Origin of the sequence: Flavobacterium sp., assembly GCF_046155325.1 — a bacterium.
Lineage (GTDB): Bacteria > Bacteroidota > Bacteroidia > Flavobacteriales > Flavobacteriaceae > Flavobacterium.
In genome coordinates this window covers 1-15,132 of the sequence record NZ_JBJXDQ010000052.1, presented here as the reverse complement: position 1 = coordinate 15,132, position 15,132 = coordinate 1, and the positions used below count along the sequence as shown (strand labels likewise).

At 35.9% G+C, this 15,132-nt stretch carries 11 protein-coding genes; 7 read left to right on the top strand and 4 right to left on the bottom strand.

The window, feature by feature from the left end:
• A partial coding sequence (locus ACKVOD_RS03455; RefSeq protein WP_409208085.1) for a hypothetical protein occupies nt 1-563 on the bottom strand: 563 nt, incomplete at its 3' end.
• Nucleotides 564-622: 59 nt separating this feature from the next.
• Nucleotides 623-1,927, bottom strand: coding sequence for a hypothetical protein (locus ACKVOD_RS03450; RefSeq protein ID WP_409208084.1), 1,305 nt, complete (start codon nt 1,925-1,927; stop codon nt 623-625).
• Between the two features lie 1,036 nt (nt 1,928-2,963).
• Between ACKVOD_RS03450 and ACKVOD_RS03445 the strand changes: the two genes are divergently transcribed.
• The 7 genes from ACKVOD_RS03445 (at nt 2,964) to ACKVOD_RS03415 (ending at nt 11,951) form a co-directional block, all read left to right on the top strand.
• Entirely contained in the window at nt 2,964-5,066 is a 2,103-nt protein-coding gene (locus tag ACKVOD_RS03445; RefSeq protein ID WP_409208083.1) for a bifunctional aldolase/short-chain dehydrogenase, read from the top strand.
• 82 nt (nt 5,067-5,148) lie between these two features.
• Nucleotides 5,149-6,429, top strand: coding sequence for a sugar isomerase (locus ACKVOD_RS03440; protein WP_409208082.1), 1,281 nt, complete (start codon nt 5,149-5,151; stop codon nt 6,427-6,429).
• Nucleotides 6,430-6,439: 10 nt separating this feature from the next.
• Entirely contained in the window at nt 6,440-7,819 is a 1,380-nt protein-coding gene (locus ACKVOD_RS03435) for an FGGY-family carbohydrate kinase (protein ID WP_409208081.1), read from the top strand.
• 56 nt (nt 7,820-7,875) lie between these two features.
• Nucleotides 7,876-8,925 (top strand): L-rhamnose/proton symporter RhaT, encoded by a 1,050-nt coding sequence (gene rhaT, locus ACKVOD_RS03430; protein ID WP_409208080.1) that lies wholly within the window; start codon nt 7,876-7,878, stop codon nt 8,923-8,925.
• A gap of 173 nt (nt 8,926-9,098) precedes the next feature.
• Complete coding sequence (kduI, locus tag ACKVOD_RS03425) at nt 9,099-9,938, top strand: 5-dehydro-4-deoxy-D-glucuronate isomerase (RefSeq protein WP_409208079.1); 840 nt, start codon at nt 9,099-9,101, stop codon at nt 9,936-9,938.
• A 26-nt stretch (nt 9,939-9,964) separates the two neighbouring features.
• Nucleotides 9,965-10,756: a gluconate 5-dehydrogenase gene (locus tag ACKVOD_RS03420; protein WP_409208078.1), complete on the top strand. Its 792-nt coding sequence runs from the start codon at nt 9,965-9,967 to the stop codon at nt 10,754-10,756.
• Nucleotides 10,757-10,769: 13 nt separating this feature from the next.
• On the top strand, nt 10,770-11,951 hold the full coding sequence (locus ACKVOD_RS03415) for a DUF4861 family protein (protein ID WP_409208077.1): 1,182 nt from the start codon (nt 10,770-10,772) through the stop codon (nt 11,949-11,951).
• A gap of 83 nt (nt 11,952-12,034) precedes the next feature.
• On the opposite strand, the gene ACKVOD_RS03410 is transcribed toward ACKVOD_RS03415, so the two are convergent.
• Nucleotides 12,035-13,450 (bottom strand): sialate O-acetylesterase, encoded by a 1,416-nt coding sequence (locus ACKVOD_RS03410; protein ID WP_409208076.1) that lies wholly within the window; start codon nt 13,448-13,450, stop codon nt 12,035-12,037.
• 618 nt (nt 13,451-14,068) lie between these two features.
• Nucleotides 14,069-15,132: T9SS type A sorting domain-containing protein (locus tag ACKVOD_RS03405; protein WP_409208075.1), on the bottom strand; the 1,064-nt coding region annotated here is incomplete at its 5' end.

Below are 15,132 nucleotides of genomic sequence, written 5' to 3'. Positions count from 1 at the left end.
GTATGCGCTTTAGAGTACGTTCCTTCTTTTGCCTTTTTTGTATTCAATTGATACGGGTACATAAGACCACCGGTATGCGGGGCAGAAGCACTTTCGGTAAAAACCATCCAGTCTTTGCTATTTCCGGGTAAAACAATATTTTCTTGTACAGAATTAAACAACTTGATTCCGCCCAATTTGAATTTCTCCGAAGCTTTTAATGAAGAGTTCATTACCAAATAAGGGCGTCCCTCCATTAATTCGAATACAATAGTAAAATTGGAAATCATGGGGTGGTTCTCGCAAATAAGATACAAATAGTCGACTTTGCCATTATAATTGTTAACTTCACTCAATCGAGTGCCCTCTTTTTTCTCCCAACGGATATTTTTAAATTCACGAACTGACACCCATTTATCGTTGATTTCAATTTCAGGTATCAGTGCATTAATCTGGGCAAATTGTTTGTTCCATTGAATACTGTATTCTGGATTGCCATTGGAATATTTAATTAGGGGTTGGGCTAGAAGCTTTGGTAATATTAACACAAGAGCTAAACTGAAAACTATTTTTAATCTATTCATTACTTTATTTTAAGGATGTATATTATTTTGTGTTTTAATGATGTTTTACTTCATTTAAATTATTTTAAATCAACAATATTGGCTCTCAAACAAACATTCATAAATGCTGCCGAAGTCCATAGTTGTGATCCCGAACCCGAAATTAAACCTGAAGGCAGGGATACTTTCTCGTGAAACGAACCAAATCCGCCCCATTCTTTATCTCTTTTTTCAGAAAATTTTGTTCCCATTGTTCGTGCTAGTAAAGCTGCATTATAGCCTGTATAATCTTCATTATCGGCAATTTCCTTGGCCTGCAAGAAAAAAGTATCGCAAAAGGGCCAGGCGGCGGCATTGTGATCTCCTGTTCCTTTGCCTAAAAATGGATGAATCAAAGGGATTCCGTATTGATTGTAGGGATAATTGTCTATTGCTTTTCTGGCCGCCTCCCCTTTTACAATCCCAAACAGTATTGCAAAAGCCGTCCCTAAATTGTGCTGGTTGGGCAATACTTTTCCGTTTCTGTCTTTAAAGTATGTAAAAGTTCCGTCGGGCAATAGCAATTCTTTGAGAATAGCTTTTTTTAGCGACTCGGCTTTTTTAGACCATACTTTTGATTCTTCAGGTAAATTACATTTTTTGGCAGCATTGGCCAATGCCAGCATCGCTTTATAATACAAACAATTGGTTGAGGTACTTTTTATCAATACGCAATCAGCCTGAGAATAACCCTCTGGATAACCCTCGGATTGCAAGTCTTGAAAAGTGTTTTGACCTCTGTATAAACCATCTGTTTTATCATACCAAGTAGCATAAAATAGCTCGAAATTGTTTTTTCCATTGGTGTAAAACCAGTTCCAATCGGCTACTTCAGGATGCGATTTAAACAAATCATCAGCAGCCCAAATCCAGACCACATCATCGGTACGACGGGTAATGCTGTTGCTTTTGAACTGAGCCATAATTTGTTTTCTATCGTCTGTGATTGCTTCCCAAGGAGCATCAATTTCTTTAATAACTTCTTCTGTCGAAACTTTGTATCCCATTTTAGACACTACATTTCTCGTTACACGGAGTGAAGTCATCATTTCTTTGGGATATAAAGCATTGAGACCCAAAATACCTGCATAAGAAATGTCACGAGTATAAACACGGTCTGTATAGCGCCTTCCCGCAGCAAAATAAGTTCCATAATCGTTGGTAATCAAGTTGAGCTCGACATCATGCAGTGCAATTGCCCACATCTTTTTGGTCAAGGGACTTGCATCGTTTTCTAATTTGATAGTGCATTTAGGGTTTGCATTTTGTAAATCGTCAGTTACAAATTGTCCTAACCCATCTTCTAAGGAATTGACTTTTAATACCAATGGTCGTTTTTCATACACCAATTTTTGACTGTAGACAGAGGGGACAGTCAAATAACTGAAGAGCAAAATTAATAAATAAATAAAATTCATTAGCCAGTTTATATCAAGTAACAAATAAACAGCCTTAAAACAACTTTTCGACATTCAAAAAGTTTCATTTATATAGTGATTTTGTTTCATTTTGCCAATGAAACAGATTACGTCGGTTATCAATTCAAATTACATAGAACCTTGAGCACGACCCTTTGAGTATAATAAATAAGTTGAAATAAAACTGATCTTCTCTATACAAAGAATCAATTTTTGCTGAAGGCAGAGGATCCAAATTTGTGTTTTGCGAAAAAACCGACCCCACAGCGAACAAAAGAACTATTTTAAGAAATAAACTCATATTAAATTTTTGTGTGTTAAAATTACAAAAAAAAGCAACCGAAAGACTGCCTTTAATTAGTTTTCCTTTGGATAGATACACAACCTCTTGTTTTCGATTTTTATACACTATCTATACTTTTGATTAGGCTTTGATTGACTTATGAACGCAAGATATTTTGGGATTTATTTTTAATAGCTTTTCGCAAACCTCATCAATTGAAACTCAAGATAAGGTTCTTAAACTCACGATAAGAGCTTTTTCCAAATAGGTTAAAGCATATTGGATAGTAAGAGGTGTAGAGGTAGTGTCTTGAATAAAATCTCGATTTTTCCATTTTGAAAAAGTTTGCTCTAAAATGTTAAACTCGAAGCCAATTCAGAATTGGTTCCCTAATTATTTTGTAATTCAAAACGAATGTTTAAATTCCTTTTGGCATTGGAATGATAAATTTGTTGCATAATTATTTAAGTTTTTGGTAGAACAAAAATAATCAACTTTTTATCTTTCCCCTTCGGGGTTTTCTTTGGAGTTGCTGCCGGAAAAGAAAACCCCGAAGGGGAAAGAAATGTCATCAACAATGTTATGAAATTGTAAATCTAGGATTTATACAGACAGTACAGGATAGTATGGAATTGTCTAAGGACTATATTTGTCTTTATATAAAATACTTATTATAAATTTATGGAAATTTCAACTACATTTCAATACGTAGATTACCTTTGGGATAAAGAAAAAGAGGCGGCAATTGGGGATGATCAGGTAGGCTTATTTCTGTATCGTTCTAATTTATTAGGTTCAGACTTAAGAATAACAAACTATGGTGGCGGAAATACTAGTTGCAAAACAATGGAGCTAGACCCATTGACCAACGAAGTAGTTGAGGTCATGTGGGTAAAAGGATCTGGCGGAGACATAGGAACCCTAACAAGAGCTGGGATTGCAGGTTTGTATACCAATAGATTACGTAATCTAAAAAATGTTTATGGAGGAATGAGCGATGAAGATCGAATGGTAAGGCTTTTTGACCATTGTATTTATGATTTAGATAGCAAAGCGCCTTCAATTGACACTCCTCTTCACGGATTACTTCCATTTGCACATATCGACCATCTACATCCAGATGCCTTAATCGCAGTGGCAGCAGCAGATGACAGCGAAAAAGCTACTAAAGAAATCTGGGGAGACACTATGGGATGGGTTCCTTGGCAGCGTCCAGGATTTGATTTAGGATTACAATTAGAACAATGTTTAGCCAATAACCCCGGAATAAGAGGAATTGTTTTGGGAAGTCACGGTCTGTTTACTTGGGGAGATACTTCTTTCGAATGTTATATGAACAGCCTTGAAGTTATAGAAAGAGCATCGGAATATATTGAACAAAAAATTGCAGCAAAAGGAAGCGTTTTTGGAGGACAAAAAATCCAAAGTTTACCAAAAGCAGAACGATTGGACAAAGCCGCACAACTAATGCCTTTGTTAAGAGGTTTGTGCTCATCTGAAAAAAGAATGATTGGTCATTTCTCTGATAGCGATGTGGTTTTAGAATTTATTAACAGCAATGATTTAGAACGATTGGCTCCTATGGGGACTTCTTGCCCAGACCATTTTTTAAGAACTAAAATTCAACCATTAGTGCTTTCTCTTGCAACAAACGAAGATTTGTCTGATACGAAAGCTATTTTAGCCAAATTAAACCCTGCTTTTGTAGCCTACAGAAAAGAATATGAAAACTATTATAACACCTGCAAGAAACACAACAGTCCTGCCATACGGGATGCAAATCCTGTAATTATTATATATCCGGGTGTTGGCATGTTTAGTTTTGCAAAAGACAAACAAACAACAAGAGTGGCTAATGAATTTTATGTCAATGCCATCAATGTAATGCGAGGGGCTGAAGCAATTAGCTCTTATACCTCTTTGCCAAGACAAGAGGCCTTTGATATTGAATATTGGTTATTAGAAGAAGCTAAACTTTCTCGAATGCCAAAAGAAAAACCATTGTCCCGTAAAGTGGCACTTGTAACTGGTGCTGGCGGAGGAATTGGAAAAGCTATAGCCGATAAATTAGCGGAGGAAGGGGCTAATGTAGTACTTTGCGATATTGCCGAAGAAAGACTTGTCGAAGCTTTCAAAACCTATAAAAGAGATGTTGCCTCTTATGCCATTTGTGATGTTACCAACACTTCATCTATCGATTCTGCTTACAAAAAGGCCTGTCTCGAATTTGGCGGGGTGGACATTATTGTACATAGTGCCGGATTAGCCATTTCAAAAGCATTAGAAGACACCACCGAAAAAGACTGGGATATTTTACAAGACATATTGGTAAAAGGACAATTTGACCTAGCCAAACAAGGAGTTTCTATTATGCGCAAGCAAAACTTAGGAGGTGATTTTATTTGCATCGCCAGCAAAAACGGATTAGTTTCAGGGCCAAACAATGTAGCTTATGGTACTGCAAAAGCAGCACAACAACACATGTCTCGATTATTAGCTACTGAACTTGCCACTGATAAGATACGGGTAAACACTGTAAATCCTGATGGAGTTATCGTTGGAAGCAAAATATGGGAAGGCGATTGGGCTGAAGGCAGAGCAAAAGCCTATGGAATTAGCGTAGAAGATCTTCCAGCTCATTATGCTAAAAGAAATTTATTGAACGAAATTATCTATCCTCAAGATATAGCCAATGGTGTATTTTCATTAGTTGGGATTCTAAACAAAACAACAGGAAATATTATTAATGTAGATGGTGGTATGGCAAATGCCTTTGTAAGATAATACGATTCCATTATTTTTTATTTAACTTTATAGCTTCCATAAACTTATACCGTTTTATGGAAGTTTTCACAAAAATATATTTATGAAATTAACCGCAGATCAAATTCAAGATTCAAACAAAAAAAATCTTGATTCCCATAACGAAAATTTTGATTTCTTGTCCAACAGATTAACAAAAAACGGATATAATGTCGAAGCCATTCTATCAAAATTAGCTGATTTTCAGGTAGCCATTCCTAGCTGGGCATTAGGCGCTGGAGGAACTCGTTTTGGGCGTTTTTCTTATTTTGGAGAACCTTCAACCTTAGAACAAAAACTAGAAGATGTTGGTTTAATACATGCTCTCACACAAACTGCTGGTGCAGTATCGCTACATATTCCTTGGGATGTACCGCAGGATTATGCAGCAATAAAAGAATTGGCAAGTTCATTGGACATAAAATTTGACGCGGTAAATTCCAATACTTTTCAGGATCAAAAAAATGCAAAAGAGAGTTACAAACATGGTTCTTTAAGCAATACGAGTGAGGCTGTAAGACAGCAAGCTATCGAACATAATCTGGATGTAATCAATATTGGAAACAAATTGGGATCAAAAAGCTTAACGGTATGGTTGGCGGATGGTTCTTGTTTTCCCGGACAAAGCAATTTTCAAACAGCACTACAAAATACACAAGATAGTTTAAAAGAAATATACAAAGGATTACCAAGTGATTGGAAAATGCTAATTGAGTACAAACCTTTCGAACCTAATTTTTACAGCACAGTTATCCAAGATTGGGGAACATCTTATATGCTGGCGAAAGAATGTGGCGAAAAGGCCTTTTCTCTAGTAGATTTAGGGCATCACTTGCCGAATAGCAATATTGAGCAAATCGTTTCTATCCTGATGCTAAAAGGCAAACTTGGAGGCTTCCATTTTAACGATAGTAAATATGGCGATGATGATTTAACTGCCGGAAGTATCAAACCGTATTCCCTTTTCTTGATTTTCAATGAATTGGTTTACGGAATGCAAAATAATCCACAAAATCCAGACTTAGCTTGGATGATTGATGCCAGTCATAATATAAAAGACCCTTTGGAAGATTTAATACAATCTTTGGAAGCCATTCAAGAAGCTTTTGCAAAAGCATTATTGGTAGATCAGGCCCTGTTAAAAGCTGCCCAAATTGACAATGATGTGGTAAAATGCCAAGAGATTTTACAAAATGCCTTTAGAACAGACGTTCGCCCTTTGCTAGAAAAAGCAAGATTAAACAGAGGTGGTTGCATCAGTCCAATCAATGCGTACCGATCTTTGGACCTTAGAAATCAATTAATCCAAGAAAGAGGTAAAAACTCAGTGGCAACTGGACTTTAAGTAAGAATTAATGAAAAAAGTTACAGCTGTATTTGATATTGGAAAGACCAATAAAAAATTCTTCCTATTTGATTCAGAATTCAAGGAAGTGTATCGAGAATACATTAGTTTTGACGAAATCAAAGATGAAGATGGTTATCCAACTGAAGATATAGTAGCCTTGCAAAAATGGCTAAAAGAACTGTTTAATCGGATTTTGGAAGCCCAAGAATTTGACATAAAAGCCATAAATTTTTCAACGTATGGCGCTAGTTTTGTTCATATTGATGGAGACGGCGAAATACTAACTCCCCTTTACAATTATACAAAACCTATGGATGAAGTCTTAATTACTTCATTCTATGATAAGTATGGTCCTGAAATGGATTTTTCGATAAAAACTGGATCTACTAATTCGGGAATGTTGAATTCTGGAATGCAACTCTATTGGCTCAAACACACCAAACCTGAAGTATTCAAAAAGATAAAGTATTCTTTGCATTTACCTCAATATCTTAGCTATATTTTTACAGGAATTCCGCTAAGCGAATATACCAGCATTGGCTGTCATACTGCACTTTGGGATTATGAAAAGAAAGATTATCATAGTTGGGTTTACAAAGAAGAAATTAATAAAATACTGCCTCCAATTGTTTCAACCGAAACTAGTATTAATATGAATTACAACGGTAAGAGAATAAAAATTGGTGTTGGAATACACGATAGTTCTTCTGCTTTGTTGCCTTATGTTCGCAGTATAAAAAAACCGTTTATATTAGTTTCAACGGGGACTTGGAGTGTTTCCTTAAATCCATTTTCGAAAGAATTGTTGACGAAAGATGACATTGAAAAAGGATCTATTACCTACATGAAAATTAATGGAAAACCGGTAAAATCTTCCCGTATATTTTTAGGAAATGCCTACCGAATAAACGTTAAAAAACTAGCTGACTATTATTCCGTTTCCGAAGATTACCATAAAACCGTTTCGTTTGATTGCGATGTTTTTTCTGCCATTGAAGAAAATTTTCAGCCTATAGCAGCTTTTCATACTTTCGACAATGGGGACAATGATGAAAATACTGCATTTGAAAATCTACCTTATACATCCTTTGAAACGGCTTACCATCATTTAATGACCGAACTAGTTCAATTACAAGTAAAAAGTATTGAAATAGCAAAAGGAAAAATCGAAATCAATAAACTATTTGTGGATGGTGGATTTAGCGACAATCAAGTCTATATTCACTTGCTTTCCCATTACCTAAGAGGAATGGAATTGCGAACAACCACTTCGTCACTAGGTTCAGCACTTGGAGCTGCTATTTCAATATCGGATAGTAAATTAAATTCTAAATTCTTGAAAGAGAATTATTCCCTAAAAAAACACCTGCCTTTTATACTTAAATAAAATAAAGTAATTAGCATTAACAACTTGAATATTAACTAACAAATAACCACAAAATCATGCAAGCATTACTCGGTATTCTTTTTCATTCAATAGGAGGTTTTTCCTCAGGAAGTTTTTATATGCCCTTTAAAAAAGTTAAAGATTGGGCCTGGGAAAGCTACTGGATCGTTGGCGGTTTCTTTTCTTGGCTTATTGTTCCACCAATTGCTGCTTATTTAACAGTTCCTGGATTTATGGATATTATTCATAATGCTGCTCCTTCGGTAAAAGCCATTACCTATTCTATGGGATTAATTTGGGGAATTGGAGGTCTTACCTATGGTCTTGGAGTGAGATACTTAGGGATGTCTTTGGGTAATTCAATTGTATTGGGATTTTGTTCTGCTTTTGGAGCGTTAGTACCCTCTATTTATTACAATTTCTATCCTACGGCCGGCAAAACAAGCTTTACTGATATGCTTTCAAACACAGGGGGGCAATTAGTTCTATTAGGTGTTTTGATTTGTTTAATTGGAATTGCCTTTTCTGGAAAAGCAGGAATGCTCAAAGAAGCTGATTTTGCTAATGGACATGAAGACAAAGACAAAGATTTTAGTTTAGTAAAAGGCTTAATTATTGCAGTTATTTCTGGTATCTTGAGTTCTTTTTTTAATTTCGGAATCGAAGCTGGAAAACCAATGGCAGAAGAAGCGGTGAAACAAGGTTTCAATCCTTTATTTCAAAATAATGTTGCCTACATAGTTATCCTTTGGGGTGGATTAACAACCAACTTTATATGGTGTATGTACCTTAATTTCAAAAACAAAACTTTTGGGGATTATACTAATACCAAAACACCAATAGCAAAAAACATAACATTTGCTGCAATAGCGGGTACAATGTGGTATTTGCAATTCTTCTTTTACGGAATGGGTGAAAGCAAATTAGGTAATGGGGCTAGTTCATGGATTTTGCACATGTCAACCATCATATTAACAGCTAATTTTTGGGGTTTTTATCTCAAAGAATGGTCAGGCGTTTCTACAAAGACTTTCCGTACATTCCTTTGGGGAATTGGGCTAATTTTAGCTTCAATCGTTATTGTAGGAATTGGAAATTCATTATAAAAATCAGTCTCTAAACCTAAAACAATTCTGAATTGTAATTTTAAACCCTTTTTATCTGCTTTTTTAAATCTACTAAAACGCAAATAAAAGGGGTTTTAAATAAAAACAAACTAACCTAAAAACTCGGTTTTAAATAAAACTTAGACGGTATTAACACATAAAAAACATAAAAAATGCATACATCCTTTGATTCAAGATTTGCGTCAAGCCCACAAGCAGTAAAACACTACGATACAACACAATTAAGAGCCGAATTTTTAATCGACAATCTGATGGAGGAAGGAAAGATAACACTCACTTATTCTCATTACGATCGATATATTGCAGGATCTGCGGTGCCATTAACTCCCTTAACTCTTGATTCAATTGACCCTCTAAAATCTAGTTATTTTTTAGAGCGAAGAGAATTAGGAATAATAAATGTAGGCGGTGACGGAACAGTTATAGCCGATGGAATTTCTTATGAATTAGGCTTCAAAGACGCATTATATATAGGAAGCGGTAACAAAGAAGTTATTTTTAAAAGTCATGATGCAAAAAATCCAGCTAAGTTTTACTTGAATTCGGCTCCAGCGCATAAGCATTACCCCTCTAAAAAAGTAAGTCTTGCTGAGGCCAATAAATTACAATTGGGTGCTATGGAAACGGCGAATCACAGAACGGTTAACCAAATGATTATTGGCGGAGTGGTTACCACTTGTCAGTTACAAATGGGAATGACTGAATTGAAAGTAGGTAGTGTTTGGAACACTATGCCCGCTCACGTGCATGATCGAAGAATGGAAGTTTATTTCTATTTAGATATTCCGGAAAATCAAGCCGTTTGTCATTTTATGGGCGAGGCACAAGAAACAAGACACATTTGGATGAACAACCATCAAGCGGTTATTTCTCCACCATGGTCCATACATTCTGGTTCAGGAACTTCTAATTATACTTTTATTTGGGGTATGGCAGGAGAGAATTTAGACTATGGAGATATGGATGTTTGTAAAATAAATGAATTAAGATAAATTAATAAACAATTAAAAAAAGAATTATGTCGATTAACCTATTTGATTTAACTGGTAAAACAGCACTTATTACAGGAGGAGTTCATGGTCTAGGAATGGCAATGTCCAAAGGATTGGGTCATGCTGGTGCTAAAATTGTTGTAAACGATCTTTCGCAGCAAGCACTAGACAATGCCGTTGCAGAATACAAATCTGTAGGAATTGAAGCTTACGGATACGTTTTTGATGTAACCGATGAAGCCGCAGTAATTGCCAGCATAAAAAAAATTGAAGCTGAAGTGGGTCCTATTGATATTTTGATAAACAATGCCGGAATTATCAAAAGAACACCAATAATTGAAATGGAAGTTGCTGATTTTGCAGCGGTAATTAATGTGGATTTAATAAGCCCATTTATTGTTTCTAAAACTGTGGCTAAAGGAATGATTCAACGTGGAGGAGGAAAAATCATTAATATTTGTTCGATGATGAGCGAACTTGGAAGAGATTCTGTGAGTGCCTATGCTTCGGCAAAAGGAGGTCTTAAAATGCTAACCAAAAGTATGGCTACAGAATGGGCAAAGTATAACATTCAAACCAATGGCATTGGTCCTGGCTATTTTGCAACCAGCCAAACCGCTCCAATTAGAGTAGACGGACATCCTTTTAATGACTTTATCATCAGTAGAACGCCAGCCGGTCGTTGGGGTAATCCAGAAGACTTACAAGGTGCGGCTATCTTTTTGTCATCAAAAGCAAGTGATTTTGTAAACGGACATATCGTTTATGTTGATGGAGGAATTTTAGCTACTATCGGCAAGCCATCCAATGAACTATAATACAAATAGGGGTATGCGCAAACACAAATTTATACTGTCCATATTGGTTGCTGGCACTTTTGTTTCCTACTCTCAAAAAGTGGAAAGAAACAAACTAATTACCGTAACCAATAGTTTAAATATTGAAAGGGAGTTCGAAACGGTATCTCTATCCAGAGTATCTTTAGGATTAAACCCTTCCGATAAATTAGAACAATATGGCATTAAAGAAATAGGCACTACTGATTTTTTAGTAAGCCAATGCGTTGATGAAGATGGTGATGGAATAACTGATGTTTTGTTATTCCAACCAAAAATAATGGCTCGTTCGAATAAAAAACTAGAACTTATTCGGACTGCTGCTATTCCAAAAGCAAGCGAAATATGGTGCTATTCGCGATTTGTTCCCGAAAGAATCGACGATTATGCTTGGGAAAACAACAAAGTAGCTTTTAGAACCTATGGCCCTGTTGCTCAAAAAATAACAGAAGACAAGCTTAAAGGCGGAACTTTAACAAGTGGTATTGATGCTTGGTTAAAAAGAGTGGAATATCCAATTTTAAACAAATGGTATGCAAAAGCCAGCGATGGAACTGGAACCTATCACAAAGATACTGGCGAAGGCTTAGATAATTTTCATGTTGGAGACAGTCGTGGAATTGGTGGTGTTGCTCTAAAAGTGGATAGTGTTTATTATTTTTCCAAAAATTTTACCACTTGGAAAACCATTACGACAGGGCCAATTCGAACTAGCTTCATTTTGACTTATGCCAACTGGGATGCTGCAGGAAACAAAATCTCGGAAGTAAAACACATTAGTTTAGATTATGGTAGTTTTCTTTCTAAATTTGAAATAGCAGTATCAGGAACGAAAACACTTTCAACCGGAATAACTTTGCATGACAATAATGGAAAGACAGAAGGCAATCTAAAAGAAGGTTGGATTGATTATTGGCAACCCCTAGATGACTCTGAATTAGGAACTGGAATTGTCTTCCCGAAAAACACCCTCATTAGCTACGAAAAATACATGAATTCAAATAAAGAACTATGTAATCTATATGCTAAGCTAAAAGTAAAGAACAATAAGGTGGTTTATTATACTGGTTTTGGATGGAAAAAACAAGGCGAATTTACCACAAAAGAAGCCTGGGAAAATTATTTAGGCTTGTTTGCCCAGAAAATAAACAACCCGATTACAGTAAAAATAAAATAGCAAAAGCTATTGGTTCTCAAAATAAAAAGCCCGAATTCTCTTTTGAAAATTCGGGCTTTTACTATTCTAGATTTGTTATTTTACTATTCCCAGTCATCCGTTCTAAAGGAAGAAGCTGGCAACATACTATTGTCAAATAAAGTACCTGTAAACAAGTTAGTCCATCCGTAACGAACAGCTACCGGAAAAAGCACATCCACACTAGAAACCTTAACTTGCATGCCTTTTATAATTTCTGCTTTGGCGGGATAAAAGATTTTGTCTGCTCCGGCTATTTCAAAATTGCTTATTGAAACTTCGGTCGAATATAATCCCGTATCGGCATTGTTAAAATTTATAAACATAGCACAATCTTTTTCCTTCATGTCTCTATAAACAGGGCCTAAATAATCCACTTCTTTCATGCCATAGGTTTTATTTAGTGCCATAAAAAGCAATCGGTCTGCTATTTCTTTTTTTCTAGGGGGATGAATGGTAACGTCTGAACCAATATCTGCAGTGACCACCATACCCGAATTTGGGATAATTAATGAAGATTTAAGTTGGACTTCACGGATAAGCTGAGATTTGCTTTTAATATCATATTTATGAGGTGCAATTTGCACGTAATAAAAGGGAAAATCACCAATATTCCATTTACTGCGCCAATCTTTAACCATTTCTGGAAACAACTTCTGGTACTCCTTTGGTTCATCTTTGTTACTTTCTCCTTGATACCAAAGTACGCCTTTAATGGTATAGGATGTAATCGGATTAATCATGGCATTAAAAATAGCCGATGGTACTCTTTTGTACTTATCTAAAGTATCCATTTTGGTATTATTTTTTTCTAAATAAGAGCCCATCGTTTCTTTGCTAATCCAAGGCTGAATCTTTGTTCCTCCCCAAGAGGTCAATATCAACCCCACAGGAACATCTAAAATTTCTTGTAATTGCTTTCCGTAAAAATAAGCAACGGCGCTAAAATCTTTCGTGGTTGCAGGGGATGCTTTATCCCATTTTTGGTATTTACTTATCGAATCCAAAGGATTGGGGGAGCCTTTTTCGACTATATAAAACAATCTAATATTATCATTGGTAGAAGCCGCAATTGCTTTGTTTCCGTCAAAAGTGGGCTGTCCGGTGTATCCTTTAAGGGGTTGTCTCATGTTAGATTGCCCAGAACAAACCCAAACTTCTCCAAATAAAACATTCTCTAGCTTAATGTTCGATTCAGCACTTTTGAAATTGATTGTTTGAGGCTCTTTGCTTAAGGTAGTTAAGACAGTAACTTCCCAACGTCCACTTTCATTAGGCAGTACCGTAATACTTTTAGTCAACCAACTGGTTTTAATAGTGATTTTTTCTGTTGGTTTCGCCCAACCCCATAATTTTACAGAAGCACTGCGCTGCAAGACCATATTCGAAGAAAGGATTTCTGGTAATTTAATTTTAGCAAAACTGTCTTGAATAGTAAACAGGCATACCATTATAAAAAGTGTTAAAAATGTGTTTTTCATGTAATTGCTTTTTTTTAAATTTTTTTTAAGTTCTAAAATTATTTACTTTCTAAATTCAAATTCAAAATAGGATTCATTCAAAGAATCCGATAATTTTCATTCAAATATTGATTTTGATAAACAAAAATAAAGCAAATATAAGATTTTACTGTCCTGCCATATCCTGTAAACCGTAATTAGGCATTAGTTATACAAAAAAACCTTTAGTGATTTCCCTAATGTTGTTTGTGTCGGTTCTTTTGTCACTACTATACCCAATTGGTTTTGAATATAATGGGAAACATTCTTTTTATATATTCTACTAATTAGTAACCTGTTTGGCGTAATTAGTTTTCATGGCTAATTGGCAGCAATTTGTCACACTGTCCCGAAAATTCGGGAGTATGAAGTGTTCTTTTTTAAATCTTTGACTCCCAAAGTTTCGGGACAGACGGAAATTTGAGTTCAAATTGACTATAAATTTTAATCGAAATGAGTCACTATCGACAGATTTCATTAATTACACCCAACGGGTTAATTGGTATTATTTTAACAACGCTGTACGACCTGGCCAACACCAAAAAAAAGGCTGTCCTTTCGGACAGCCTTTCTTACTAAAAAACAATTATTATGAAATCTTTATTTCTTGATCACACGTAGTGTTTTAGTATTTGCTCCTTGAGTTACAATAACATTGTAAGTACCAGTAGCGCATCTTGAACCAACTTGAACCGTGTTAGAAGTTGCTTGACGTTTTTCGATCAAACGACCCATCATATCATACACTTTTACTGTAGCTCCTTTTCTTGAAGCTTGAATGGTGAAATCAGATGAAGATGGGTTTGGATAAGCAGTTACACTGAATTCGTCAGCAACTGATGCATCTATCGCTCTTAAACCAACACAAGTAGTTTTTCTTACCAAGGTCAATGACTTGGCTGTTGTAAGAAACCCAGTAGCATTCCCCGCTTGAATTTTTAAAGCTTTATCAGTTGTCAGGAATGCTGTCGTTCCTGAATAAACAACTTTAAAAGTCAAATCAGTTGTAGTTAATTCATTATTAGTAAGACTACCACCAACTGCAGTTGCAATACCGTTAGTAGAACTAACAACAGATCCCGCAGGCGCTGTGATTAAATACTTATTAGCCCCAAATGGAGCGGTAATAGTATAAACAAATCCTTCTTCTCTATTACAAACATTAAGCGAACCAGCAACTGCTGCGACTGGCGAAGGCAATGCTGTGGCAACTGTTGTTAATGCTTTTGGTAAGGATGTTCCAGCACCGTTCACTGCATGAACAGTCATTGGTAATTGCATTACAGTAGTGATCAATTCTAAATTAACAGTCAATACAGTGTCTGTACCTGTCCATGTTCTAGTACCTACTATTTCATCAGCTTCTTCGGTAGCACCAGTAGTAACAGTTACCCCCTCAGGTAGAATCCATTTGTATGAAGTGGCTTCTGCCCCTTGAACTAAAAATGGAGTAGCCGTCAATGTCAATGGGGTTTCTTTACCTGCATAAACACCTGCTTTAGCCACTACAGTAGTAGTAGCATCAGTTAATACTAACTTGGTAGGAGCCGTTGGTAAGGCTCTAGCTAATTTCAATGTTCTAGCAACTGAGTTTCCTGTACCGTTTACGGCATAAACGCTTAGCAACAAGTCACCAGTTGTTTTTGTTGCAGCACCTGAGAATT